The organism is Bradyrhizobium diversitatis, assembly GCF_016031635.1.
Lineage (GTDB): Bacteria > Pseudomonadota > Alphaproteobacteria > Rhizobiales > Xanthobacteraceae > Bradyrhizobium > Bradyrhizobium diversitatis.
Genome location: NZ_JACEGD010000061.1, coordinates 1 through 26,059, shown reverse-complemented (window position 1 = coordinate 26,059; position 26,059 = coordinate 1). Strand labels below are relative to the sequence as shown.

The following is a 26,059-nucleotide window of genomic DNA, read 5'->3' as shown; positions in this document are numbered from 1 at the left end:
CCCGCCAGGATCTCCTTGATGCGGTCGATCGAGGACAGGATCACCGTCACCGCCTGCCCGGTCACCGGCATGCCGTCACGGAACTTGCCCATCAAGGTCTCGCCGGCATGCGCCAGCGCTTCCAGCCGCGGCAGCCCGAGGAAGCCGCACGTGCCCTTGATGGTGTGGACCAGGCGGAAGATGTTATCCAGGATCTTGGCGTTGTTCGGCTCCTGCTCGAACTTCACCAGCTGATTGTCCACGGTGTCCAGGCTCTCGCTGGTCTCCGTCAGAAACTCCCGCAACAGATCATCCATGAAAACAGGCCTTCATACAGGAAGGGCGCGCACGAGGCGTGATGCGCCATTTCGGAATGGGACCAGCTTCACCGCAAAGCGTTTAATATTGGTTGAGTATGTGCAAAAGAACGGGACCAACAAAGAGATAAGGCGCTCCGGACAAGCCGAAGCGCCTCGTAAAGATTCGATTAAGAAGCCGAGCGCGACGCGTACGTTTACGACGCGGTAACGATGATGGCTTCGCCTTCCGGCTTGAGCGTCACCGTGAGCCCACAGGCCTGCGCGAGCAGCCGCGTATAATAAGGCTGGATCGCGTGCGCATCCGCAGCAGGACCGCGCTCGCCGCTCAGGAGCTCGGAGATGTTCTGCGGCAGGCGGGCATTATGCCCGGTCGCGGTGATGCGAAAGCTCATCGTCTCACCCTCGCCGATCGGATCGACGACCAGCATGCCGCCGCGCGGGATCGTATGCTGGGCCACGACCAGCATGTTGAGCAGCAGCTTGACGCGATTCTTCGGGAGCAGCAGCCGCGGCAGATTCCAGGTGATGGAGCACTTGCCGTCCTCGATATGGCCGCGCGCCATGGTCTGGGCATCGCCGAGATCGATCTGCGCGCCGGAGGAGCCGGCGGCGCCGAAGGCAAGGCGGCAGAACTGGAGGCGGGCCGAGGCGGTCTTGGCGCTCTTGCGAATCAGGTCGAGCGCGAACTCGCGGTCTTCGGGCTTGGGATCGTCGTCGAGCACTTCGAGCCCGTTGACGATGGCGCCGACGGGGCTGATGAGATCGTGGCAGACCCGCGAGCACAGCAGCGCTGCGAGTTCGAGCATATCGGGAGCGGTAACGGGCGCGGGCGACGAGGCGTCAGACATATAAGGGGGTCCTGGAGGGTTCCTGGGATTGGACGGCGCTGGATGCCGCGAATCACGCATGCTTGACGGATGCTGCGGGTTCTAACATTCGCAAGGCCGCGGCAGCTAGCTTGCGATCGGCCCGATGAGGCCATAAAGCGAATCAGTGGACGGGGAATGGAATTGCCGATGAATGAGGCATGCAGGTGATGCGGATCATCGACGGGGCGGCCGCATCCGGCCTGATGGAGCCGCTGACCGCGCTGGTGGTGAAGGCGGGCCAGGCGATCCTTGCCGTCGACCGCGCCGCCATGCGGATCGAAGGCAAGCAGGACGGCTCGCCGGTAACCGAGGCCGACCTTGCCGCCGACCGCATCATCGCCGACGGCCTCGCGCAGCTCGCGGGCGACGTTCCGACGCTGTCGGAAGAGCAGGCCCAGCTCGCCTCCCCGCCGTTCCAGGGCAGCTTCTTCCTGATCGATCCGCTCGACGGTACCAAGGAGTTCGTCGCCGGCCGCGACGAGTTCACCGTCAACCTCGCCCTTGTGACATCGGGCGAGCCGCTGCTCGGCATCGTCAGCGCGCCCGCGCTCGGCCTGCTCTGGCGCGGCATCGTCGGCCGCGGCGCCGAGCGGATGAAGGTCAACGGCGCAACCCTCGGGGCGGCCGAGCCGATCCACACCCGCAAGCTGCCGACGCGAGGGGGGCCCTGGATCGCGGCGGTGAGCCGCTCGCATGGCGATCCCACGAGCGAGGCGTTCATCGACAACAGGCCCAATGCCGTCCGACGCACGATAGGCTCAGCCGTGAAATTCGGCCGGATCGCGGAAGGCAGCGCCGACATCTATCCCCGCTTCGGGCCGACCTCGGAATGGGATGTCGGGGCCGGCTGCGCGGTCGTGACCGCGGCCGGCGGCAGGGTGACCGACGGCAAGGGCGGCAAGCTCCGCTTCGGCCAGCGCAGCGACACCGGCTTCATCGTCCCCGAATTCATCGCCTGGGGCGATCCGCAGGCGGTAGGCTGCTACTGACCGAGCCGTTCCTGAAGCGCCGGCCAGCGCTTGCCCACCTCATAGAGGAAGCGCTCGGGATTGGCGATGAAGGCGTCGCGATTGGCTTCCCGGCTGAACAGATAGAGCCGCTGCGCCACGACCGCGAAGAAATAGGGATTGCCGGCGACGGTGACGCCGCGGGCGATGTCGGCCGGATCATAGCCGCCGAATTGCGGTCCGTAGATCTCGGGGTGGGCCAGGAAAGAGGCGCGGTTGCCCTCGTTGCGGAAGCGCCAGACAGCGCCCCAGAGATTCGCCTCGAACTCCGCCCTCCCCTGCTCGGCCGTGCCCGTGACGAAATAAGCGACGGGGTCGAAGCCCTCGATGGCGACGCCGCTGAAACGGTTGACGACGACCCGTTCGGTGGTGGCAGCCTCCGCCGGCTCCCGCGCGCAGAGGAGCCCTATGCCCGACAGCAAGCAGACGAGGAGGCCGATCAAGGCAATTCCGGGGCGCAAAGGGCTATCTTCCTGCCGTTGTGCCGTCATAGTTGCTGCGGATAACATCCGAGTCGAGGGGACATCCGGCGCAACCTAGAGCCGTGCCTGTTGGCGTCAGGTTAAGGAAGCGACCGGATTCGGTACCAGGGGTTCTTTATGACTTTCGCATCACGCCTTGCTGCGCTCGCGCTTGCCGCGATGATCGGCTGGATCGTGCCGGCTTCCGCCCAGCAGGCGCCGCCGCCCGACCTGCCGCCGCCGCAGCGGACCCCGACGCCCAACACCTATGGGCCGGACGAGCTCGTCACGGCCGGCCACCGCTTCTTCGGCAACGTCTCGCGCGGGCTCGCCTCGATCATCGAGAAGGCGGTCAGCCAATGGGGCCTGCCCAACGGCTACATCCTGGGTGAGGAAGGCTCCGGCGCTTTCGTCGCCGGCCTGCGCTACGGTGAAGGCACGCTCTACACCAAGAATGCCGGCGACCTCAGAGTCTACTGGCAGGGCCCCTCGCTCGGCTTCGACTGGGGCGGCGACGGCGCCCGCACCATGACGCTGGTCTACAACCTGCCCGCCACCAACGCGATCTACCAGCGCTTCGGCGGCATCGACGGCTCGGCCTATATCATCGGCGGCTTCGGCATGACGGCGCTCACCGCCAACAACATCGTGCTGGTGCCGATCCGCTCCGGCCTCGGCCTGCGGCTGGGCGCCAATATCGGCTATCTCAAATTCACCCCGCGGGCGACCTGGAACCCGTTCTAGGTCCTCTCCCTCCCATCCACCCAGGGATCAAGGTTAACGACAGGCCAGGGCTGGCTTTTTGCCGGCCCCGCATGCATTGTCGTTGGTAAATTTTTCCTTAGCTCTGGGAGTTCTGGCCCATGGTCGAACCGATCATGTACCTGGCGATCGGTTTCCTGCTTTCGATGCTGTGCGGGCTCGCGATCGTGCCGCTGGTGCATAACCGCGCCGTGCGCCTGACCACGCGCCGGCTCGAGGCCGCCACCCCGCTGTCGATGGCCGAGATCCAGGCCGACAAGGACCAGCTCCGCGCCGAATTCGCCATGTCGGCGCGGCGGCTCGAGATGAGCGTCGATCAGCTCAAGAACAAGACCACGAGCCAGCTCGCCGAGCTCGGCAAGAAGAGCGACGCCATCAACCGCATGAAGATCGAGCTCGGCGAGAAGAACGCCACGATCTTCGCGCTGGAGGCGCGCGAGAGGGCGGTGAAGGAGCAGCTGCGCGCCACCGAGGAGGAATTCAGCGCCAAGACCGAAGCCCTGCGCCAGGCCGAGATCGCGCTGGCCGACAAGCAGGCCGAGCTCGCCAAGATCAACTCCGAACTGTCCGACCGCTCGATGATGGCGGAGAGCCGCCAGGTCGAGCTCATCGCGGTGCGCGCGCAGATCGAGGAATTGAAGAGCCGCGTCGGCGATGCCGAGAAGGAATTTGCCGCCACGCAGGCGCGCCTGGCGCAGGAGCGGACCGAATCCGAGACCGCCTCGCGCCAGCTCAGCGAGGCCCGCGGCCGCGTCGAGAATCTGAGCCAGCGCGTCACCGAGCTCGATCGCCAGCTCATCGTGCAGGTCAAGGAGGCCGAGATGCTGTCCGGCCGCGTCGCCGACCTCGAGGGACGCCTCGCCACGCAAGGCAAGCTGCTCGCCGAGCGCGACTATGAGAACAACCAGCTGCGCCAGGCCAATGAGAGCAACGAGCGCACCATCAAGGAGCTGCGCGTCGAGATCGCCGCCTTGAGCGGTGGCAAGTCGTCGGCTGCAGTGGAGTCGCTGCGCGCCGAGAAAGCCGCGCTGGAGGAGCAGCTGCGCACCGCACGCGACGAGCGCGCCAAGCTTCAGCGCGACGTCAACGCGATCCAGCAGCAGGCGGAGAGCTCCTGGGCCACCGAGCGCATGGAGAACGCGCTGTTGCGCGAGCGCATCAACGACATCGCCGCCGAAGTCGCCAAGCTCGCAATGCAGCTCGAAGGCCCGAACTCGCCGATCGAGGCCCTGCTCGCGGCCGAGGCCGGCCAGCCGGCGAAGCCGGCACCGCGCCCGGCCAACGACGCCAAGACCAACGACGCCAAGACGGGCGGCGCTCCCGCGGCCCGCCTGCCCGAAGGCGGCGGAACACTCGCCGAGCGCATCCGTGCGCTCCAGTCCCATGCCTCCCGCGCCCGCCAGCAGGGCGCGTAAGCGGGCCAAATCGCCGCCTCCGTCGCGAATCAGGTGACTGAGGCGAGGTTTCCCGGCTCCGCGGCGCCTGAAAACTTGACACCTTCGGCCCGCACTTCTAAATCGCGGGCTCCGATGTGACGGCCGGCCGAAATCCGGCCGCCTGCATGATGGTCCCGGGCGCATAGCTCAGCGGGAGAGCGTTCCCTTCACACGGGAGAGGTCCAAGGTTCGATCCCTTGTGCGCCCACCATTCACACTATAAAATCAATAACTTATTTGACTATCTCCCGCCGCGTGTGCCCGGGAAATCTCGGGGTACAGCCAGGGCACAGACGTATGTGATTTGTGGCGCGCTGCCTGCCATCGCCCTGCGCGAGCGAATGCCACTAGTGCAGTTGCTATGGAGGCCGGCGCCTTGAAATCGCTGGCGCGGTCCCATCTTCTTCGGCTAGGGGAGCAGGTCAGTGGCTACCTACGGAGGCCAAAGCGCAAACTCAACACGCTCCAACACAGTTTCTATGAAATCGAAAATGTAGACTGAAGCTTCCCAAGTCTTCTTGTTCTGTTGGGCTCCTTTCAGTTCCACCTGTCCATCACAGAACCAACGCCATCATGTCATCCCCAGAAAATTCGATGGCATATCCGAGTGGATCGACCCCTTATCGCGAGTCGTACCGAGCACCCAATTGTCGCCACCTGCCGCGGCTCCAGCCTGCCCTTCCTCTTCCGCCTCCGCAGCCTTGTTGATACGTTGGCGAAATTGCCGGAGGCTCTCCAATGACCGCTTTACCGCAAACCGGAGCGAATGTGACGAATAGCGGTGCCGTCTCGTCCACCCCCGCTCACCGGGGTTAGGCTCGACGAAATAGGATAAGGTTACCCGCAACTCCACATCCTGCTCACCCAACGCGAGCAGTTCGTCTCGGGGCCATGGCAAGCGGTGCAGGTTCATGCTGCGGGTCTTAATCGCCGAGCCATCCTTCCGGAACGGAAGAAGCGCATCTTCGACCATCAGGGTGGCTCGTCGGTTGCGCTCATCACTGCACGACCGATATCAGGTACGCCCCATCCGTATCGGCGAAGCATGGCTGCTTTCTGTGCCTGCGCAGCCCCCTCGATCCGTGCACGCATCGCCGGCGTCCATTCGGCCGAATGCACCGCGAGAGCTCGCACGGTTTCTGGCCAAAGCTGGGGCCGGGCAACCAAAACGCCGGCGCAAAAGATGCGAGCCTAATGCTGCGGCCGCGCTGGTATCGCCAAACGTCTCGAAGAGACGCATTTGCGGACGATAGTGCGTTGTTATGAGCTGAAGATCATCGATTGCGGACGCCGGATTGACACCGTCATGGGCAAAGTTGCCACCTTCGAACACGACGTCCGGTCGGATCGGCCACTGACGATCCCAAACGCCCGACGTTCGGCTCGCCGGAGACAATTCACCGGCGGGCGCCACGGGCTGCCAGCCATTGAAGTCGGGATGAAAGATGCCGATCTTGTCGGTGAATGCTCCGACAACTAGCGGATTCCACGCCTGAGCGGGGCTCTCGACCTCTTCAAGGTCGTTACGGTCCGGGTAGTCCGGAGCCGCAATCTCACCTCGCAGATTCCCGGCAGCGAGCACCATGAGGCGTCGACGGTCGCCACCGCCATAGCAAAGCTGGTCGATGGCCGTCGACCACGAAGAAGGGCGACCGCGACCAAGACCGACTTCGCTCGTCACCGCCATGCAGAAGACCCGCCGACGACGCGGAGCCTGTGCCTCAACCTTGTTGATACCGACTTCTGTGATTGCTCCATAAAGTTCGGGATCGTTCTGGCCAGTTGGTGGCAGGATTTTTACCGTCTCCAATCGATGGCGCACGTCAACTTGACCGCCATGGCTAAGCGCCGCTTCAAGATCGCCATAGAGCGCAACGCCTGACATCGACGTGCCATGACCATTCCAGTAAGAGCTATCTCCTTAGTGAGGGTTGAGGAGATTCCGGTTTGGCGAGCTCGCCGCGTTCCCTCGATAGAATGGGTTGGGGATTGAACTGGAAGGAGTTGGAATCCTTGGTGATCAATGGCAGGTGGCAGCCTATCGACCAAACTCCGGGCCACGAATGGGAAAGGTGAGCCCGGTCATCCGCGCCTGTTCGAAGGGTCGCTGAAGCCACGCGAAATGATCGATATTGCGTTTGAGCTGAATGCCCTCTTTTTCGACCGCGTGCTTTTCCATGGGTCCAAACGGATCATCGGCACGATGGCGGCCGAGATGATAGAAGTCGGCCCAGTTCTCGAGGCTTGATTTCCTCCAGGCATATCCGCTTCCGCAAAAGACGAGAATACCGGGACCCGGCCGGATCTCCTTAGCCGCTGCAAGCCGCTCTTCGAAAGCCATCGTATATTCCAGAAAGTGAGAACGCGAGGCGAAGGCGTCGCCGTAAATCGCTCCACCCTGCTTCTGCGGGTTGACGACGAATTCAACGTTACTGGGGTGATGCTTTTTACGGTGCTCGAACTTTTGATAGGCCTCGCGGGTCGCCTTCGTCTGGGGCCGCACGGTCTTCACCTCGACATAAAGATTGTCCTTTCCGCGATCGACCACAAAATCTATCCGGCGGCCGTCGGGCAGCATATCGGGTTCATAATTAATGCGCGCGTTGAGAAGCGCCGGATCATTGGCGAGGACCTTGGTCACCGCCATTTCGTTCACGACCTCGATCAGCCGGCTGTCGTCCTTGCCATGGCTCGCATGATAGATTTCAACGGCGCTCTCGAATTGGCTCCAGAGAACGGTGCCGCGCATAATCCTGCTCCCGGCCCCAACCAGTATAGCCTTGTATTCTGCGGTAGCCTCTTCGACGAAGGCGTCGAGATCACATGTCGCGTAGAGCACACGGATGAGGTGCTTGACCCTTATGAGCTGTCCGCGCGTTGCAGGCGTGTCAGGGAGTTCGACGATGCGGCCGATTCTATTGAGGTGCAGGCCCTTAAGAATTTGGTGCTGATAGGCCGGTCGGCGAATGGGGCTACCGGTCTGTTCTACAGTAATCGTAGCGGGCGGCATAACTGGCTCCTGGTCGCGCCAAGTGATTTCTCGCTTAAGCGAAGCGCGTTCACACATGCGTATGTGAGTATCGTAATGGTTGTAAACCTTTTTCGATGCAGCATTTCAGGCCTACCATAAAAAGACAATGAGACTATTCCCTCGACCCGCTTGTCGAAGCTCAGAGCGTGCCAGGATAGTGGGGTTACCTGATTTTGGCAGGCCGAACAAATAGGCCAAAACAGCGAGGTTCACGCGAACACTCCCACCGTCGCGCCGGGAATGTCCCTTGTAGCCGCGGAGGACCAACCAACAGACATTGGGAGGACACATGGAGCCGAAGACGGCCAGCTTGAACTTACACGCTGACGACATCCTTGAGGGCGCTGTTGCGATCGCAGAATACCTGTTTGGATCACGGGAGCTTCGGCGCAAAGTGTATTATCTGGCTGAGACGTCGCAACTGCCGGTCTTTCGGTTGGGGTCCGTTCTCTGCGCGCGCAAGTCCGTGCTGGCCGGGTTTATCAAGGGTCAAGAAAAGCAGCCGATCAGACTGCTTCACCTTCGGGCTCAGATCGTCGCTCTGACTGGGACCATACGCCAGCTTGAACGGGCCGGGTTCGACACCTCCGAAACGCGTCACCTCGTAGCGGGCGCCGGACGGAGCTGAAAGGCATGTCGCGCCGGCAGCGCTTCGTCCGAGCAACCGATCTCCTTCCAGAGCCGGACCAGCCCTGAAGCGTTGCGGCCGCTGCACTTGACCGCTGCCGTCACTTGGCCTTCCCTTGTTTCGGGAGGTACAATGACGGACTTAGAACAAGGCTTGCCGGGCTATGAGCGATTAGAATTGCCGCCCGATCCCGAACTCGCTGATACGCAGGATTGGGACGCTGGCCAGTGGCAATCCGATTTTGAAGCCAGCCTTGAAGCACTGACCTTGTTTTTAAGGATCCGCGATCCCCTTGCGATTCTCGCCCGTACCGCATCGCGCTTTATACTCATCAACCCACGCGTCGAGCGTCCAGAAATGCCGAAGCAGGTCGAAGTTGAGCTCACGCAGATATTGATGCTGCTCAACCGCCACCGACCATCGACCAATCCGGTCTCGCCCAACAATCTGGGAAGATACTGGCGCCTTGTTCGGCGGCATCTGCGTGGATTTATGAACAAGCAGCCCAATACAGGCAATGAGACTGACATTGAAAGGTTCGTGAGCCGCCGTGCTCGTCTTTTCACTCTGTACTATCGAAACATATTTTCACGGGAAGACTGTGAGCGCGCGCTGAACGGAATATTGAGGCAAGTAGATAGCCCCTCTGAGGCGGCCCTCGGCTACAGGCTCTCCGATTTGTTTCGGGCCGCCATTCGCATCATAGACTTAGTCCAGGAACGGTTTAAGATCTTCACGGAGCGTTTGCACAACCTTCTCGATACAAAGCGACGCTCCGAGCTTGTCGAATGTATCGATTTCTTCTGTTCCTCGTATCCGCTCGCAAACCGCGTATGGGGAAATTGCACGAACCGGTGGGTCGATCTGGAGGATCTCCGGATGGCTGCATTTCAGATCTCGGAGTTCGCGCACCCCTGGATCTACACACTTTCTCGAGCAGATCTCGACGCCGCCTTTCCCGCACCAATCGTCGACGCGCTTTACAGCCTAGCAATCAGACCGAACAGCCTTTCGGAGATCAATCCCGAGCACATATACCTGAACAATCCTATCTGGCGGCGTCCCTACGTTTTGCTTAATGACGGCAGCCTCTTTGCGCCGCTTCCTTACCTCATAGTCTCCTTCCCATTCGTAATCCTTGAATCGCTAATGGAGGGTCACCGCACGCTCGAAGTTGCTTATGAAGGCGCGCGCGCAAACTATCTTGAAGAGGCGATCACAGATCTTGTCACGACCGCCATGCCAAGCGCATCCGTTTATCGCGGCGTTGCCTGGGATGATCCGGACACCGGCCAGGTTTGGGAGAACGATGTTGTCGCGGTGGTCGGCAATTTCATCTTTGTCTTTGAAGCGAAATCAGGCCGAATCAAGGACGCCGCCCGGCGCGGCGGCTCGCTGAGCCTACGAAAGAATTTCAGTGAACTCTTCGTGCAGCCCGGCGTGCAATCGGGCCGCCTGCAGAATTACCTTGATACCCGCCAGAAGAGGGCGCGTTTGCGGCTCAAGACTACGGGACAGCCGATCAACCTCAATTTAGACAAGCCTAAGGTGGTGTTCACCTTCAGTATCTGCATTGAGCACTTCGCCTCGCTTACCAGCGCTCGTCACTATTTGAAAGAGCTTGGCTTGGTCACCGAGCAGACGCCCTGGGCTCCCGTACTGTCGCTTGGCGACCTGCAGATGATCGTTCGGTTTCTGGACAGTGAGGTGTCGCTCATCCATTACCTTACGCGTCGAGCTACGCTCGAGCAGGTTCTCGATTTCGAGGGCGATGAACAGGACATACTCTCGGCCTACCTAACAAACGGACTTTGGGTGAACCACGACGCCCTGGATGGTAAGCGCATCGTCTTTTTCGCGTCTGACTCGCTGGTGCGTAGATCGAAAAAGTCGCGGGCGGACAGGACTGTGGTCGAACTTCATGGCATCTTATTGCCGCCGTTGTGGGAGTCGATCGTCCGCGAACTCTATCGCGATGATGGGCAGCGTCACCGGTTCGACATCATCAACGTCATCCTCAATCAAATGCCGCCACAGCTCGCGGAGCTCGAACGCAGAATACGACGGTTCAGGCGCGGAGTTCCTTCGCCCGAGGACGACATCTCCTACGTCACGTTCCGGATTGGCAGCAAAGTATTCGGCTTGGCAATCCATCTGCTAAAAAAACTGCCCGACCGGCAAGAGTGGCACGAGATGGGACGCAATGTGGCCGCCGATCTCATGCCGGATGCCGGCAGCGTCGAATGCGCGATATTTCTATTCGTACGCCGCTCACGGCATGCCACCTTCGACGGGGCAAGCTTCTACCGGTATATCCGGCAACCGCAATCTGATTGAATGCAACACCCTCAGCCACGCGACCACATCTAAATGGATTCACTTGTATTTCTTTTCCGTTTCGCGCTGAATTGCACCTGAGAGCAATTTAGCGTTTTCAATAACGTCCGTGAAATATGGCTCGTCCACGACCAATTCCTCTCCGGCCGCCCCTCGTCCTTTCCTTCCGGCTTTTTCGACGTAGATCTTGTTGATCGCACCCCGGTTGTGAACAATCACATCCCGGGACGCCTTCATTTCGATGAAGCTTTCAAAGATCTCGCTCTTGATGTCGATCGACAGAACCTTCGCGAATTTCTCCAAGTAGTCCTTTGGTTTCGCGAATAGCAATTCCTGGCAGCGCGACTCGATCACGGCTTCGAGAAGGACATCGCGGTCCTCCAATTCGAGAAAGAGATTGAGAGGAATGTTTTTGTCGCCGATCAGCACAAGCTTCTCGGGTTTATCGAGGATCGCAATCCTAAGGCAATCTTGAATGAATGCCTCAACGCGAGAGACTATCGCGACGATATTTGTTTCGAATATCCCCCGGTCGCTTTGCGCTTTAAAAACGTCACCGATATCCCCATCGCGCCGTCTGCTCACGACCTCTTGGTTTCGTTTGGGTACCAAGTATTCCTTCTTGACACTCGACTTGCTGCCGCGCAGCTCCTCTGCCTTTTTGTCTAATTCAGGCCGAAGGAGATGCGTAAATATCCAAGCATCATTGAGATAGCGAAAGAGTTGAATGTGCTTGTCGTAGATCTTTCTGGAAACCGGATGCTTGCGCGTCACTTTGGTTATCATCGCCCATAATTGGATAGCTGGAAAGGAAGAGACCAAAAAACGCGCCAGCTTAGCATGCTCCCGCAACAGTTGTAGTCCCCTTTCGGCGCTAGAAGGCCCGCGCTGCCGCGCTATTTGAGGAGAGCCTTCTCGAGGTCGGCGACAGGCCGATCCATTTTTTCCTTAAAGCTTGTCCAAGTTCTGCTGACGCCATTTGACGGCCGGCAGATTGGATGGCGCCAGGCACTCCGAGGAGATCCCAATCCGGTTGCCGCGTTCGAAGGACACGAGGAGTTTTCGGTGAGCTTCAGGCATCTTGCCGACGATCTCATTAACGAGTTTCTTGTGCGCGGCGAACCCCGGCAGAGGCTCCGCCGTCTACCCGCACTGATCATTCAGCGCGTCACAGCCGGGCTTTATTACGATCATGTCGGCGGCGACTCAAAGATCTGGCGAGAAATAGGCTCGCGTTTCGAAAGCTACTGTATCGAGCTAATAAGCAAAGCACTACCAGGAACGCAGCCCAGCGGCTCCTTCAAGTACAAATTTCGAAGAGCAATCGATTCGCCCGATATCTTTCTTCGCGATGAGAGCGGCGCTGCGAAGGTCGCTATCGAGTGCAAAGCCAAAAAGAGGTCGATCATTGCGAAATTTTCCGAGAAACCGCTCGACGATGCAAGAGAGGCGTTTTCCGAAATAATTAAAGGCGTGGTGCAAATCTGGCGCTTCCATTCGCATTGTCGCCGATCAAGCGAGATCAAGGTGATCGCGCACGACGCCGCGGGCATTGTCTTGACTCTCGATCCTTGGCTCCGGATATCCAACCACCTGGATCGACTGATGCAAGAAGCGCACGCGCTCGCCGGACGGATTGACCCGGACATTATCGATGAGGATCGCAAGCCCATTCTGTTCTGCTCAATCGAGGACCTCGAAAGCACGCTTGCCATCGCCTCAGAGGCATCATTTTTTTGAAGCGGTGGCCGCAACCGCCTGTAAGCTCGAGTTCAAAGGTTGGAGCCTCCTCAACGTGCACCAGAGAATTTCGACGGCGGAGCGGCAAAATGTATATCCCTTCGGAGATAGAATTGCGGGCCCGCATGGAAGCTTCTTAAGGATGGCGAGGACCGCAGGTAGCCCTCACGTCGGAGTCATCGCATACGGTTTGACTTTATGAGAACTGGGGAGGTTTGGGAGCGAACTAATCAAAAAGGTCGGTATCGACCGTATACGTTACCAAGGCGCAGGCTCATCGCATGCCTGCTAACATTGTATCTAGCCGCTAAGCGCTCTACAGCTGCGTCATTGTCCAGGGCCTGTATTGCGTCATCCGCGTCCAGGAATTCTTTCGGCATCAGAATTGATGCTGCGAAAAAATTCGCTTCGATTTCCTCAACATCAGTCGCCTGCGAAGATTCATGAGAGCGGTAATTGACTCGGTAGTCGCGATCATAGTGAGATGAAATGCCAAGATGCAGCAGATAGTGCCCGAACTCGTGGGCTATCGTGAACCTTTGACGCACGAGAGGATGGTTTATGTTCACGCCTATTGTTGCAGTAGCTCCCGAACGCACCAGCAATCCGGAAACATCGCCTAGATCTCCATACTTTATTTCTATCCCCGTTTTTCTAACCAGCTTTTGAATCGCGACGGCGGGTTTCGAGATATGGTGCTCCAGCAAGAGCGCAGAGACGAGCCTCTCAATCTTCGCGTAGCGCGCGCGCTGAACTGTCATCGTCGTCGCCTCTGAGCGGACGGCTCCTTCAAACGATCCAGAAGGGCTTTTATTGTATCCGGCACGGGCTCGCCTTCCTGCGCTATTGCCGCCAGAGTTGTACTCGGTAGCAAGGAGCCTGGACTAACTCTGAGCACTCTTGCCAAATCCAACAGCTGGTGCACCAACAGCGCCTGTCCGCCTCGTTCTATGTTAGTCAAAGTAGTACGGGACAGTCCGGCTTTTTCAGCCACTTGGGCCTGCGTCAACCCCACTGCATCGCGACGCGCTCGAATAGCCGCGCCGATACTTGCGTAGATGTTCTGCTTCATGCAGGCCCGATTGATTCTGCTTCGTAAAAAGTAATCGAAACGTTGAGGATGTCAATGGGATTGACACGCCGCCAGAGCGTCACTTTGGAAGATGTCAATACGATTGACGGTCAACTATATAAGTCGACTTACTTGACATTGGAACTCTCTAGCCACATACGTTCAATCCCTCGTCGGAGTTCGGCGAGCAGGAGAATCGGAGAAAGGAAAATTCAGCTATGGCCAAACCGCCCGATCACCCGGAGCATCCTTCGCATCCGCAGCATCCAGACGTACCTCCGGGCCCTCCTAGCGAGACCCCAGGAAAGGGACCGCCGCGCCCCAGCACACCGCCCGGCCATCGTCCCGTGGGTTAAGAATTTGACAAGCCACAAAGAGCTCGGGGCGCACCAGAGTTGGTGGACAGCCTGGCCCACTCTTCTCGCTGACGAGTTGGCGGCATTCGCCCGTCGCGGGGTCGCTCCGCGCACCATTCTCAAGCGGAATGGGGTGCTGATCTTGGAAGCGGACTGGCCGATCCAAGGCCAGTCCGAAACGATGCAGCTGAGGATCGGCTATTCCCCGCTTCACCCCTTCTTCCGGCCTGCCGTTGCTGCGCCGGGCGAAAAGTTCGAGCGGCACCAAAATCCCCTTACCCGCGAGTTGTGCCTGCTCACCCAAGAAGCCGGGCAATGGGATTCGAACCAGCTTGTGGCGGACTTCATACAGGAACGCCTGGACCAACTTCTACGTACTCTCGCCGCAAGAAACGAAGGTCGTTGGGAAGATGCAGCTAAGCTCGAGGAGCAATTTGCCGACCCTTTGATGCCATACTTCGCAGGCTTGGCCGAAGATGACTCGATTATTCTTATTGATGGACAAGCCCCGCTACCCTCCGCACGGCATGGTCTGATGGAGATCGTCTATGTCGTTCGTGGAAGTTGGCGAAATCCCAGTGCCTTCGAAGGCGTCCTGCGACAGCTGAAGGACTTCCAGGGCGCCGCGCTGGGTAAACGGTTCGGATTGCCAAATGAACCGGAAGACGCTCAGGTTGTCACCGCTCGGTGGGTGAAATTGACGCCGCCTACTATCACGGATCCGTCAGAATTACTGCGCTTAGCTGAGGAAGAACTTGCGCGGCATGCGGTGCTGCAACCACGCAGTGTCCAGAAGCTAAATGAGGCGGCGCAAGGGCCTTTTTCGATCACTGGGATCGCGTTCGCGGACCAAGCCGAGTACAGTTCGCAGAAAGATGGGGCTGGATGGTTATTTCTCGCAACCAGGCAAAGGCCAACTGGCGAACAGGAAACAAAACTGATCCTTGGAGAACGCGCGGGCAAAGATGACCTCTTCTCAAGGCTTCCCGTGGCAAGGTCTCTGCTCGGAAAGAAAGCTCTTGTCGTCGGCTGCGGCGCAATCGGTAGTTTCGCTGGTCTCGAACTTGCTCGCGCGTGCGTTGGCGAAATAGATTTTTTTGACTTCGACATTGTTCAACCTGGCAATAGCCTGCGCTGGCCCTTGGGCCGACCCGTTTGGGGAACCTCGAAGGCGATCGCTCTCGCAAACTTCGTCGTCGCAAACTACCCATGGACGAAGGCAAGTGCCATCAGCGGCAGACTGGGCTCGGCAGAAACCAATCCGGAGCGCGTCCCGCACGACCTGAAAGGTAATGTGCTCGCGCCGATATTCGACGCCATGCGCGCAGCCGATGTGGTTGTCGACGCTTCGGCGTCGACCGAAGTGCAGCTAGCATTATCTCACTATTGCCGGCAGTTTCGCGTACCATATCTTATGGGCTACGCGACTCTAGGGGTAGCCGGCGGCGTAGTCGCGCGCTTCCTTCCAGATTCGGACGGCTGCTATGTGTGCCTCCAGGAGCACTGGAAGGATAAGCTCACAATTCCTGAACCTCGCGAAGACAGTGCGGGCGTCGTGATCCCGGTCGGCTGCAACGCCTCAACGTTTACCGGCGGCGGTTTCGATCTGCAGGAGATTTCACTGGAAATCGTGCGCGCCGCCGTCGAGCTGCTTTCGGGGGGAGATTGCCATCCTGGGAAATGGGAGATCGCCATACTAACACTCAAGGACGAGGCAGGAGCGCGCATACTGCCCCGCTGGGATGAATACCAGTGCCCACCACATCCCAAATGCCCACGATGCGGCGAGGCGTTTCGGTGAGCGTCTGGCTGTCCTCGCGGGTGATGCAGTGTATGAGCAGTTACGCCCTAGATTTGTCGCCACTCGAGAACGGCGGAATCCTCCTCGGCTGGCGCTCAGGCGAGGACGTCACCATCGTGGACTTACGCGGCCCTGGACCTCAAGCGCTCCATGCCCGGCATTGTTTCATTCCAGACCACTCGTGGCAGGTAGCAGAAATCAATCGTGCCTTTGAGGCAAGCGGCGGCGACCTTGATTATCTCGGCGATTGGCATTCGCATCCAGACAGCGTAGCCGAAATGAGCAAGCTGGATTCGGCCACGCTCCTCCGAATAGCTCGGAAAGTGAGCGCACCTCTCATGCTAATCGTCGCAGGCAGCGGAACGGACTGGTCAGCGCGATGTTGGAAGGGGCACACTGCCCGTTCTTTTCTTCGGCGACGCCTGGTCGCAACACCGCAGAAGCTTACCGTTTTCGATCCACCTGCGCGATGGCCCGGCCCGATAATAACCTGAACCGAGGCAGATTTCTTTGGCCTTCAACTCCGGACACAGCTCGAAGGGTTCGTACATCATTCGACCCCGGCGATCCGGCGTATCATCTGCGTGTCTCCGCATACCAGCAACGGTACCTGGGGCAGCCAGAGCGCGTTTCCTCGCCGCCAATGTATCCAGAATTCGACGTACTTCTTGCCCAAACCCTCGAGAGCTATCCCATCCTTGTAAAGCGCTTGGACCCGCAGTTCTTTCTCATCGTTGGGCTTGAGCATGAACGCCCTGAATGCGGCCTTCCCGAGCTGGCCCCGCGCAATGCTCTCGATCTCCGGTCCGTCCGCCAGGAAGTACACGCCCTTGCGTTCCGTTGCGGAAGTGATCACCACGTCATAGTTAGTCGTGTTCTTGATGCGTACTAGAACCACGTTATTCCCGAACGAGTTTTGAGTCGTTAGGGAGCCTACCGGTCGCCCCTTATAGAAGCGGTCCCTGAACGACGCTAAACCGCCCAGCAACCCGACGACGCCGCCCACCATGCCGATGATGGCGGGCCACCCTGCAGGGTCTGCCATTCATCCCTCTCCCATATCCGACCGAGGAGTTATATCGGATTTCCACGAGCGGCCACTATCCCAAAAGATCCGCTGGCGTGATCTTCATGAGCGCGGCCGTGCGGCCCGACCATCGAGGTTAAAACGCGATATCATAGTAGGCGCGCTTCTCCATGGGATCTTGGCTCGGCCAGAACGGCCAAGGCTCCCACGCGCCCCCGTCTTTTCTCAGACATCGCGTCTTGACTCGAACGCTCGATAGATCGCGCGAGATTTCGAGAACATTATACAAGCGGGGCGTTGACTCCGGTCGACCCCGGCTAACCGCCCCAAACGAGCCCGCCCCGACCATATGAATGCTGGTGGCGGGATGGAGATATCCGACTAGATCTGCTCTGTCCTCGTGAACGTGCCCGTGCAAGCCAAGTCGAACGCCGGCTTGTTGCAATTGCCCAAGGAACGCATCTCGCTCGATCTTCTCTGAGCCGGTCGCCGGATGGTGCCACACGCCGATGCGCAATACGTCAGCTGCCGAAAATTGGTCCTTTCGAAGCAGCGCATCAGCTTCCCAAATTCCGTTCGCCAGGGCGCCGGCGTTTATACTGGAGCGCGCCGGGAAGTGCTCGTCGAGCTCCCAATTCGAATTCAACGTGATAAACTGCAGACGATCTTCGGGGAAGTAGAAGTTCAGCGCTTGACGTTCTGGCTGTAGGGGATACGGCACCTGTAGCAGCGTGTGATAAAAATCCTCGGAAAATGCACGAAGTCGGTCGGGATAGCGGTCGTTTCTGATGAGGTAACCATTGCCTTGCTGGATACAATTGTCCGATTTCATCGCTTCGGCGCTCATCTTCCTCTTCGGCGTCCACTCATAGACGTCGACGTCCCAGTTGATGTCATGATTTCCGGGGACAACGATACATCGCTCCGCATTCAGCCCGAATTCCGAAATGATGCCCGAAACGAGCTTGCGAGCCGTCTCATATTCGCTCTGATGGGCTCGGTCTGAAATATCCCCCGAGAGGACAAGGTAATCGAGTTTCTCAACTGCAAGTCCACCGCGTTTGTCCCGCAAATCTGCGCAAAGCGGCCCCAGCAGTTCGTCCACCTTGGAATGGGCCGATATATGCAAATCGCTCAGGTGCAATATTCGAAGTGGCGCAGCCGAATCGACCTTTACGTTCTTTGAAATATTGCGCTTGGCACGCGCTACAGCATCGTCCTTCTTCCTTCTGATCTCGGACCGCAGTGCCCATGTGCTCTTTTCAATCGCCGGATCGCGAAGGCGTGCCTGCTTCGCACCTTCGCTAATCCTCACGCGGCGATCGCAGACCGGACATCCGATGTCTCCATGACCTTCCGCAATACGCTGCCGGATCGTTTCTTCAGAAAACTGGTGATTACATGTGCAAGTCACCTCTACGTGCTCGTAAATGTCGACGCCATGGCGGGCTAGATGCGACTCGACGACACTTATGAATAGATCGCGCGCAGCGTCCGACGCATCCTCACTTGCGTAAACGTCGAGGTGGGCGAAGCCACGTTGCCTGGACACTTTCTTCAGACCAACCGTGCCCTGTCCAGACTTTGTAAACTCGGCCCGATTATCCCATAGCCGCACCGCACCAAATTGCTCGCTGATCGTGATCGCGGAGACCAAAGACGAGTAGATGTTGTCAATGGCTCCAGAGAAGTCGTAGTAGAGCGAAACTGCGTGAGATAGCTCTCCCCTTTCATCGCCCTGGCCAGACACGAAGAGAGACGGAAATACCAGGAGCCCCTCATGTTCGAAACAGATGCCGTGCTCGATCAAGAGCTGCACGACGCACTCGAGAACGACGCGCTCCTGAAGTCTCGAGACACGGTCTTCGGTTGCGATGCCAGGAAATTTCATTTCATCTGACATCAGAGTTTTTTCTTGTATGGCGGGCACTCCGCGCAGATTGTTCTTCGCTGCGACGACAATCGAACCTGCGTAGATTTCGATATGAGCCACATTGAGGACTAGAGCCTGTTCGTCGGACGACAGGCGGGTCACGGCGATGGTCCCTTGAAGAGCGAGTTGAGCGACGACCGTCCCTACAGCAGAAGACTCAAAAGAAGCGCCTTCAAGCTTGCTTACTCTTCGCTCCAGATCTTTTCGGAGAAGGACTATTTCGCCCCGAGAACGTGCAGCCTCGATCTCGTCTCGAACAGTTTGGAACAGGCGCGGTCGCGTCGTTCTACCGAGCTTGCCCCAATCAAGTTCAGCCGCGACTGCTTTGGCCAGTTCTGCGATTCCCCTACCGGTCTTTGAGCTGGTCGGATAGTATCCGGTGAACTCATGCTCGTTGACGAGCTTGTCTATCCCCCGCACGTCCACTAGGTCATTGTCCGCATCCAGTTTCGTGCCGACTAGAAATTTCGCTGAGCTCTTGCCGACAAGTTGCTTGTCAAGTCGTTTCGCCCACCCCTCGGCCTCTTCGAGCGCAGTGCGTCCGCGCGTGGGGTCGAGCAAGACAAGCGCCAGTGTTGTGTCGTGCAGGAATAATTGATGAATGAGGCGGTACTCGTCCTGCCCACCCATATCCCACAGGACCACCTCACGCTTCTGGTCAACTGGCACGGAAGCCGTAGGATCGAGTCGCGCCGGTTCGACTGGCCAGAATTTCATCCCGTGGGTCGTACCCGTCTCTTCGTATTTTCCTTCCGCGAGCCTCAAAGCCAAGCAGGATTTACCCACATTACTCTCACCGACGAGCGCAACCTTCGCACTGCAATATTGTACGATCTGCTCCTTTGCGATGCGATCGAGCAGCGATTGCGTATCGATTGTAGCGAGCTCTAGCAACCGCCGATCGTCATTGGGAATAGCAATGCGATTGCGCCCACTATCAACAGCGATATTGCCGTAAACGGTCTTGCTGCTCGGAATTGTACCTAAACAAGCCCCGCTTTGGACCGACCACCATCGAATAGTTCCGTCCTGCGAGTCTGAAACGATGACTTCCTCGCCCACCGCAAAGTGTACAGACCAAACCCAGCCGGTATGTCCCTCGAGGACCAAGCGCTCGGGCCCCCGGTCAACGATCACATTTCCATTCTTCCAACCAGTCGCCAGCCGCCCGCTGGAAGAGACTGCTGCGCACAATGGGGCATTTCTGCCCTCATCACCCGCGCCGGCAACTGAGGTCTCCTGGAAAGCCGGGACGACACTAAAATTTCCGTCGGCACAACACACACCCAAGAGCTCTTCGTCGAGCCACACGACCGCGTTGACTTGGTCGCTGAACTTTGTCGTTCCCAATACTTCCGCTGGTAGCCCAGAACGCCAGACAACGAGCCGGCCGTCCTCTCCCGCCGATGCGATGTGACGTCCACTGTCAGAATAGGCGACGCTCCAAGACCTGCCGGCGTGGGTCGAGTATCGACGAACATCATTTTCATCATCTATTGCTGAAATGACGATGTCTTCGGGGCTTGCCGCGTAGACAATGTGGCTGTCATTTTTCGACCAAGAGAGCGACTGCACCGAATCGCCCGCCTCGATCCTCCGGATAAGTTTCCCCGAAGCGGCGTAAATCTCAATCGAACCGGTTTGGGTGCCGATGGCTAAAAGTTCTCCAGAGCGAGACCACTCGCAGCAGTTTACGACAGTGTGGCGTAGCGAAATGCTCCGATAGACCCTGATTGGTGAGAACATCGTCCAGCTCTCCGCTTGTAAATCTGTAAATCTGCTGCGTGCGCAGCAACCAAATATTCGGGCTCGCCGCGCTCGTTTGTTCGCACTGAACGCGGCCGCACCTGCTAGCACTCTTACTGGCCACCACAAACACGTCCGCAAACGGCCAAAGAGCCATTCAGTATGGATACATCCAATAAGTTGTGTTGGAATCGTCGGGCATCGATCGCAAGGTCGGGGTCCGCTGCGGGGGTTTAATATGCGTCGAGGAAGAGATGATCCGACCTATGTCATCGAGAACCGCGCGGCTGGTTGAGTATGTACTGTGATTTAGAGCAAACATTTCGCTCCCCACGGCAGATACATCGATCGTTTCAATACCAGGGACCAGGGTTGGCCCGCTGTTGGTCACGAACCCCATTCGCGACTTGGACTGCGCTTTCTTCATGGAAGCTAGCAATGCCAGATCCGTCGAGGAGGCATATAGAGTCACCGCCCCTGCGGCTGCCTTGATCTGGCTAGCCCGCTGCAGATAGAGATCGCGATCCACGTCCGGGGCAGCAAAAATCAACTCGGTAATTCCGAGCGTCATCTGGCTCAGGGCGGCTTGTTGCAAGGCGCCCAGGACAACTTGGCTGCCTAGGCTATGCGCAACCACGATGATCCTTGAGACCTTTCCCTCCTTCTTCATCAGCTGGAGAAGCTCGAACAGGCCATCCGGCGCGAACAGAGCACTTTCGCGGTCGTAGTCGTAGTCCTTCCATCCGCCCTTGGACGGCCAAGAGTACATCATGACACGGCCTTTATAGTTGGCGTCAAAGGCAATTTGTGCCGCCTTGAAGGCTGCGTCGGAAAAAGCAACGTTATAGCCATGCACAAAAAGCATCAGGCTGTCGGCCGGATTAGCTATAGCGGCGGCAAACTCTTCGCGTGAGAGCCGATTCAGCTTCTGAATTCGGAAGTGCTTTCGGTCGTCCTCCGCCTGGGGTATCCCGAACCAACTCTCGGGCGTTTCCACTTCGCCCATCTTGTGAACGATCGGAATACTGACCGTCACATAACCAAAGGTATTGGTGGCAGAACGAGCATAGGAGATTTGGCTTAATTCAAGTCCAGGCCCGCCCATCACCACACGATTCGTTGCGAAGTAGACTGGCACCAGACCCTTTATGGCCGACTTGTTGACCACCACCTCGGCTCCGGTGGCGCTCTTGTCGGGAGGCGCCTCCTGGCTCGCCTCGCCAGTGGTCGGTCGCCATGGCCGATAGCCATGATAGTGCCGGACATGATGGTAGTACCCTGGGCCATAGCGATAGCCGTATTTCTTGAACGCGCTCCCATGTTTCTGGAGCGCTTTATGTACGTGCGGCGGCTTGGCCGGCTGTGGGGTCGGACCCGGGTGGGCACAACCGGTCGCAAGCGCGCAGAACAAGACAACGAGCACTGTCCGAACCCTTTGGAAAGCGTGGCCGAGCCGATGCAGCCGGTTCGAAGCGTGAATTGGCAAGGCAAGCATGACCATCTATCTGGCACCTACTTCGCAAGGATCTGAGAAACGTTGACCGTAGCGCCCAGCCATCCGCGATACCTGTCGACAGCAGGACCGCTGGTGAGGCTGTAAGTGAAGCGAGCCTGCGCTCCGCCATCGTTGATCGCGCAAGCGATATTGCCGGCGCCATTGGCGGTCTCGACATGCCATGAGCACCCTGTGATGCGGTAGCCGGGCTCAGCAGGGAAAGTCTCGGCGTAGTCCGCCGAATGCTCGGCAAATACGACCGGATGATCGTCCTTGGTTTTGTCCACCGTATACGAGCGCTCGATCTGCTTCGGTTCGACGAGCTGGGACACCGGAACGTTCACGATCAGGCGGCGGTCTTCGGGCAGAATCGTGTGGATCGCTCCGGCGAGAATTTCGGGGATCTTCATGCCGGCATTGGCTTGCGTCTGCACCTGCGTGGAATTCAGCTTGCTCCAATTCTCAAACGAGATCGTTGTGTCGACCCACTTCGTCCAGCAAACAGACGGCTGGGGAATGGCCGTAATCATGCTGTACAGAGGGCTTGCGGTAATCACGGTGGCGGGAATGATGAAGTTGACGCCAGAAACCTGTGCCTCGTTCCACTTGACGATGCCGCCGACCGCGATCCCCAGGAGTGCGCCGAACTCGTTGAATGCGGGCCCTCCGCTGTTGCCGACGTTCATGACCGTGTCGGTCTGCCAGCGACCGTTCGGGCTAGTCTGGTTGCTTATCAGACCGCTCGATATGCTCAGATCCAGATCGAGGGGATAACCGAGCAGATACAGTTGTGTCCCCATTGGAGCTTGCTGGTTATCGTCGATCACCGGCATCGGACAACGTGAGGCGCCACCACTGTTACCGGCCGGCTGCGACAATTCAAGGAGCGCCAGGTCCCTGGCATCATCGCGGTGAACCGCGGTGACCTTGATCGGGTTTGCGTTGCGCGACCCGAGGCGGGCATCGACCTCGAAGCTCTTGTAGTTCTCCTCACGTCCGATCACATGGCTATTGGTCAGCACCAGGCTATCGCCGATCAATAGCCCTGAGCCGCCGCCGACCTCCTGCTTGCCGTTATACATGACGCCGACAAACTGGACGTGAACCGTCCTGACGTTATACCGCGCGGCAATCTGCACTGCCGCGCGGTCCGCTCGCGCGGGCGCGCACATGAGTACAAACAGGCCGAATGTCAGGAGGGATAGAACGTTCTGACAGCGGCGATATCGAGTGGGCTTAATTGTCCGTTTCCGTTCCATGCTGGATTACAATAGTTCATGATGGAGTTGGGGTCGTATTTGGTGACTTTGTAGTCGCCGACCGAGCCTGACGCTTTTTCATTCCGGCACTGCTCCGGAGCATCATCGCGATTCTGTTCGTGCGTGAAGCCAAGCGCATGTCCGAATTCATGGACTGCGACTGCGCGAATGCAAAATTCGCGTTTGTCTCGACAGCCTTTGCTCCAATGATTGAAACTGAAATTGAGAATCATGCCAGAGGGCCTGCCGTCCAGGTACTTCCCGACGACTTCGGTGTGAGCGCCCTCATCAGCGATCCGCACGTGCAAACCGGGCGCGCCATCAGTACAGGACGGCCAGTCCTTCGCAAACCAGACGCCGCCTTGCGCCGCAGTCTCCCAAGTCTCCGCCACGGCTTTTCGCACGAGGTCGGCATATTTGCGGTCCTGCGGCCGCAGGTTTTCCCAGCAGACCGGGATTTCCTTGATCTCCCACTTGGAACCGCGAATGACCGTGCCGAACAGCTCCATTTCGGACACTCCCGAGGGAAGCGCAGGCTGAGCATTCGCACCCCAGCAGAACAGAAGCGCGAGCAGCAGGACGAGTCTGGGCAACCAGAGGCGAGACATTTTCCTACTGCGTCGGGGTCGGGGTCGGTGGAAAGACGGGCACCGGCGCCACAATGAAACCATTTGTCCGAGGCCCGCCGCCGGTACGCCGGCCGGCCGCTCCGGCCCGTCCAGGGAATTCCTGCGACTTCTCGCCTCCCGGCGAGGGGGCCGTGTAGATGGGATTATCCTTTGATCCGAGCGGCGGCGTCTTCGCCGCATAACCCGCCGAGCCGGATTTGGCTCCGTTGGCAAGGACCGCATTCGGGCCATTGATGTAGATTCCGAGATTACTGAACTGCTGAGCGGAGGCAGAAGCCTGGACCGCAGCGGGCGTCCAACGCGACGACGTGAGCGAGTACTTTGCCTCTACGCCGCCGGTAACCTGGATTGAAAATGTGTAAGTCATTTGCGCTGGCTCCGCGCTCTCCGAAGGCATGGCCGGCGTAAGATTGTTGGCGGCAATAAGAATAGCGTTGTCCCGCAACCAGGCTGCCAGTGGCTTGGAAGCATCAACAATGACGCGCTTATAGGCGGCTCGGTCCGGGTCCTTGTTCTCGGCGAGGCTCTCGAGCTCGATCAGGTCGGCAGGGGTTCCACGATAGCAGCCTCGTTCATCCGTGGCCGGACCAGCCGCCGCCGCCGTCGTATCGGACGCAAGCTGGGCATTCTGCTTCATGAGGAATGACCAGATCAGGTCATAGGTATCTTGAGCTGAAGCAGTGGGACCCACATGGGTCACATCATTGCTCGTCGCGCTCAGGATTCGCTTGTAATCGAATGCTGAACCGGATCCGAGCCCGCCCGTATCGGTCACCTTTAGCTCCAGGAAGAATGTGCCGTACAGGAACGGGTCGATGTCGAAATGAGCGTACCTGTCGAACGCCTCTTCAGGCCGGGTCTTGTAGATTTTGAGGTATTCCTTCCGCCTCTCCCGTTCGATCTGGTAGAATGTCACGACCTCACATCGGATCGACTTGAGGAAATACGGCAGCTCGCCGGCCGTGATTACGCCTGTCTGCGGATCATGAATGTAGTACAAGCTGGTGCATCCGCCCATACCGAGGCAGATGCCAACGCAAGCCGTGGCTCGGCTGAATTTCCACATACGTCCGCCCCCGTCCGCGTCGCTGAGCACGCGCGGATCTCCCGCCCAGATTGAAAAGCGTCCGCGCGGGTTCGTCAATAGCATCCTGACCACAATGCAGCTTTTCGTTGTTGTGGACGGGTTTGGCGCAGATTTTCTGTGAGGTCTTGCGCTTCTCGAAAAGCCGCTTGGGTCACGGTCGTGCGGCATGGACGAAGCAGCGTGAGCAATGAGTGCAGCCGATTGCAAATACGTCGGCACACGCCTATCGATGGAACATATCGATCGAGTGATTTGGACGAAGATTTTGCCTGGGCCTGTGGACCGCCGAGCCGAGAGATCGGCCTTTGATACCTGGAAAGAGAAGGCTCGGGAGCTCGACAAGAGCCAATCGCGAATGCCAGTCGAGATGAACCGGAAGGCTGATCGACATCGACGCGCTGTTTCGGAATGCTCCGGGAAGCGTGCATAGGGCCTATCGAAATCTTACAGAAAAGCGGATCGAAGAGGCACGAGACACTTCTCCGATTCGATTGGACACGGCCGCGTCTACTGGTCGTTGTCCGACGAGACACCTGAACTGGCGGCCGCAAGGATGGGCGGCCTTATACGAGAAATCGACCTGGTGCTCGCTGAGAGACGATCTCAGTGGCCGATCGCGCCGAGTGATTGGCACCTCGAGCAGCTTGGATGCTGGTTCATTCCGCGGCAGGGCGTGAGCACCTTGCGTCCGGCCCGACGAGGGCAAGCCTACTCGAAGCGGGGCACGCTCTTTCACCGGACACTGCCCGGGCTACCCCGTCCACGTGGTTGATACTCGCACATTGCATAGTCGTCCGTGAAGAGCGGCTAAGCGATTGAGCTAGAATCGCATTTGTCTTTGTGGGCTGTTTTGCGATTGCAGGGTTTTGATGCTTGGGGCATCGGAACCTTGCAATTTCATTTTCAGGATTCCGTCGAATCGCCAGTCATGATTCCGTCGTCGCATCGGAGGTGGCGATGCGACCGAAGAAGCACAGGACGACGGAATCGGGCGATCTGTTCCGGGCCAGGCTGGACCAGATCATCAATATGAAGCACGAGCTGGTTCAGCTTGCCGGCAAGGTCGATTGGGACTGGATCGACG

Annotated in this window: 21 protein-coding genes, 1 tRNA gene and 2 pseudogenes; 9 read left to right on the top strand and 15 right to left on the bottom strand. The window is 58.6% G+C overall.

Annotation, left to right across the window (positions count from 1 at the left end):
• The coding region (locus H1B27_RS37365; RefSeq protein ID WP_197969154.1) for an Hpt domain-containing protein at positions 1 to 296 on the bottom strand (296 nt) is incomplete at its 3' end.
• 197 nt (positions 297 to 493) lie between these two features.
• A complete protein-coding gene (gene chpT, locus H1B27_RS37360; RefSeq protein WP_197969478.1) occupies positions 494 to 1,147 on the bottom strand; it encodes a histidine phosphotransferase ChpT in 654 nt (217 codons plus the stop codon).
• A gap of 179 nt (positions 1,148 to 1,326) precedes the next feature.
• Between chpT and H1B27_RS37355 the strand changes: the two genes are divergently transcribed.
• Positions 1,327 to 2,157, top strand: a complete 831-nt coding sequence (locus H1B27_RS37355; protein ID WP_197969477.1) for a 3'(2'),5'-bisphosphate nucleotidase CysQ family protein — start codon at positions 1,327 to 1,329, stop codon at positions 2,155 to 2,157.
• On the opposite strand, the gene H1B27_RS37350 is transcribed toward H1B27_RS37355, so the two are convergent.
• Complete coding sequence (locus H1B27_RS37350; RefSeq protein WP_197969476.1) at positions 2,151 to 2,636, bottom strand: YHS domain-containing (seleno)protein; 486 nt, start codon at positions 2,634 to 2,636, stop codon at positions 2,151 to 2,153. The genes H1B27_RS37355 and H1B27_RS37350 overlap by 7 nt on opposite strands.
• Before the next feature lie 138 nt (positions 2,637 to 2,774).
• Here H1B27_RS37350 and H1B27_RS37345 point away from each other — a divergent pair, with 138 nt between their 5' ends.
• The 3 genes from H1B27_RS37345 to H1B27_RS37335 all read left to right on the top strand — a co-directional run bounded on the left by H1B27_RS37345 (position 2,775) and on the right by H1B27_RS37335 (position 5,045).
• Positions 2,775 to 3,380, top strand: a complete 606-nt coding sequence (locus tag H1B27_RS37345; RefSeq protein ID WP_061876634.1) for a DUF1134 domain-containing protein — start codon at positions 2,775 to 2,777, stop codon at positions 3,378 to 3,380.
• 119 nt (positions 3,381 to 3,499) lie between these two features.
• Positions 3,500 to 4,813, top strand: a complete 1,314-nt coding sequence (locus H1B27_RS37340; protein ID WP_197969475.1) for a coiled-coil domain-containing protein — start codon at positions 3,500 to 3,502, stop codon at positions 4,811 to 4,813.
• 157 nt (positions 4,814 to 4,970) lie between these two features.
• A tRNA-Val gene (locus tag H1B27_RS37335) sits at positions 4,971 to 5,045 on the top strand.
• Between the two features lie 360 nt (positions 5,046 to 5,405).
• Here the strand turns inward: H1B27_RS37335 and H1B27_RS40590 are convergent.
• From H1B27_RS40590 to rpmD, 3 genes and pseudogenes are all read right to left on the bottom strand, one after another.
• Positions 5,406 to 5,807, bottom strand: a complete 402-nt coding sequence (locus tag H1B27_RS40590) for a hypothetical protein (protein ID WP_246515993.1) — start codon at positions 5,805 to 5,807, stop codon at positions 5,406 to 5,408.
• 42 nt (positions 5,808 to 5,849) lie between these two features.
• Positions 5,850 to 6,734 (bottom strand): annotated as a pseudogene (locus tag H1B27_RS37330) (S8 family peptidase); the annotation flags it as partial.
• Positions 6,735 to 7,667: 933 nt separating this feature from the next.
• Positions 7,668 to 7,844, bottom strand: a pseudogene (gene rpmD / locus H1B27_RS40585) (50S ribosomal protein L30); the annotation flags it as partial.
• Positions 7,845 to 8,154: 310 nt separating this feature from the next.
• Between rpmD and H1B27_RS37320 the strand changes: the two are divergent.
• A complete protein-coding gene (locus H1B27_RS37320; RefSeq protein ID WP_197969473.1) occupies positions 8,155 to 8,493 on the top strand; it encodes a hypothetical protein in 339 nt (112 codons plus the stop codon).
• 132 nt (positions 8,494 to 8,625) lie between these two features.
• The gene (locus H1B27_RS37315; protein WP_197969472.1) at positions 8,626 to 10,830 is read left to right on the top strand and encodes a hypothetical protein; all 2,205 of its coding nucleotides are present in this window, start codon (positions 8,626 to 8,628) and stop codon (positions 10,828 to 10,830) included.
• 39 nt (positions 10,831 to 10,869) lie between these two features.
• Here H1B27_RS37315 and H1B27_RS37310 read toward each other — a convergent pair whose 3' ends face one another.
• On the bottom strand, positions 10,870 to 11,682 hold the full coding sequence (locus tag H1B27_RS37310; protein WP_197969471.1) for a hypothetical protein: 813 nt from the start codon (positions 11,680 to 11,682) through the stop codon (positions 10,870 to 10,872).
• Positions 11,683 to 11,895: 213 nt separating this feature from the next.
• Between H1B27_RS37310 and H1B27_RS37305 the strand changes: the two genes are divergently transcribed.
• Entirely contained in the window at positions 11,896 to 12,570 is a 675-nt protein-coding gene (locus tag H1B27_RS37305; RefSeq protein ID WP_197969470.1) for a hypothetical protein, read from the top strand.
• 230 nt (positions 12,571 to 12,800) lie between these two features.
• Here the strand turns inward: H1B27_RS37305 and H1B27_RS37300 are convergent, their stop codons facing one another.
• Positions 12,801 to 13,331, bottom strand: a complete 531-nt coding sequence (locus tag H1B27_RS37300) for an ImmA/IrrE family metallo-endopeptidase (protein WP_197969469.1) — start codon at positions 13,329 to 13,331, stop codon at positions 12,801 to 12,803.
• The gene (locus H1B27_RS41335; protein WP_197969468.1) at positions 13,328 to 13,642 is read right to left on the bottom strand and encodes a helix-turn-helix domain-containing protein; all 315 of its coding nucleotides are present in this window, start codon (positions 13,640 to 13,642) and stop codon (positions 13,328 to 13,330) included. Before H1B27_RS41335 ends, H1B27_RS37300 begins: the two co-directional genes overlap by 4 nt.
• A gap of 432 nt (positions 13,643 to 14,074) precedes the next feature.
• On the opposite strand from H1B27_RS41335, the gene H1B27_RS37290 reads away from it, so the two are divergent.
• Positions 14,075 to 15,799, top strand: coding sequence for a ThiF family adenylyltransferase (locus H1B27_RS37290; RefSeq protein WP_197969467.1), 1,725 nt, complete (start codon positions 14,075 to 14,077; stop codon positions 15,797 to 15,799).
• On the top strand, positions 15,769 to 16,293 hold the full coding sequence (locus H1B27_RS41330) for a Mov34/MPN/PAD-1 family protein (RefSeq protein ID WP_376709024.1): 525 nt from the start codon (positions 15,769 to 15,771) through the stop codon (positions 16,291 to 16,293). The genes H1B27_RS37290 and H1B27_RS41330 overlap by 31 nt, the downstream gene beginning before the upstream one ends.
• Before the next feature lie 56 nt (positions 16,294 to 16,349).
• Here the strand turns inward: H1B27_RS41330 and H1B27_RS37280 are convergent, their stop codons facing one another.
• The 6 genes from H1B27_RS37280 to H1B27_RS37250 all read right to left on the bottom strand — a co-directional run bounded on the left by H1B27_RS37280 (position 16,350) and on the right by H1B27_RS37250 (position 24,888).
• On the bottom strand, positions 16,350 to 16,844 hold the full coding sequence (locus H1B27_RS37280) for a hypothetical protein (RefSeq protein WP_197969465.1): 495 nt from the start codon (positions 16,842 to 16,844) through the stop codon (positions 16,350 to 16,352).
• A 118-nt stretch (positions 16,845 to 16,962) separates the two neighbouring features.
• Positions 16,963 to 20,505: a metallophosphoesterase gene (locus H1B27_RS37275; protein ID WP_197969464.1), complete on the bottom strand. Its 3,543-nt coding sequence runs from the start codon at positions 20,503 to 20,505 to the stop codon at positions 16,963 to 16,965.
• A gap of 157 nt (positions 20,506 to 20,662) precedes the next feature.
• Positions 20,663 to 22,006, bottom strand: coding sequence for an alpha/beta hydrolase (locus tag H1B27_RS37270; protein ID WP_246515989.1), 1,344 nt, complete (start codon positions 22,004 to 22,006; stop codon positions 20,663 to 20,665).
• A gap of 11 nt (positions 22,007 to 22,017) precedes the next feature.
• A complete protein-coding gene (locus H1B27_RS40580; RefSeq protein WP_311977715.1) occupies positions 22,018 to 23,139 on the bottom strand; it encodes a S1 family peptidase in 1,122 nt (373 codons plus the stop codon).
• A gap of 53 nt (positions 23,140 to 23,192) precedes the next feature.
• Positions 23,193 to 23,768 (bottom strand): M12 family metallopeptidase, encoded by a 576-nt coding sequence (locus H1B27_RS37255; RefSeq protein ID WP_246515988.1) that lies wholly within the window; start codon positions 23,766 to 23,768, stop codon positions 23,193 to 23,195.
• A gap of 103 nt (positions 23,769 to 23,871) precedes the next feature.
• On the bottom strand, positions 23,872 to 24,888 hold the full coding sequence (locus H1B27_RS37250) for a hypothetical protein (protein ID WP_197969461.1): 1,017 nt from the start codon (positions 24,886 to 24,888) through the stop codon (positions 23,872 to 23,874).
• Positions 24,889 to 26,059 lie beyond the last annotated feature (1,171 nt).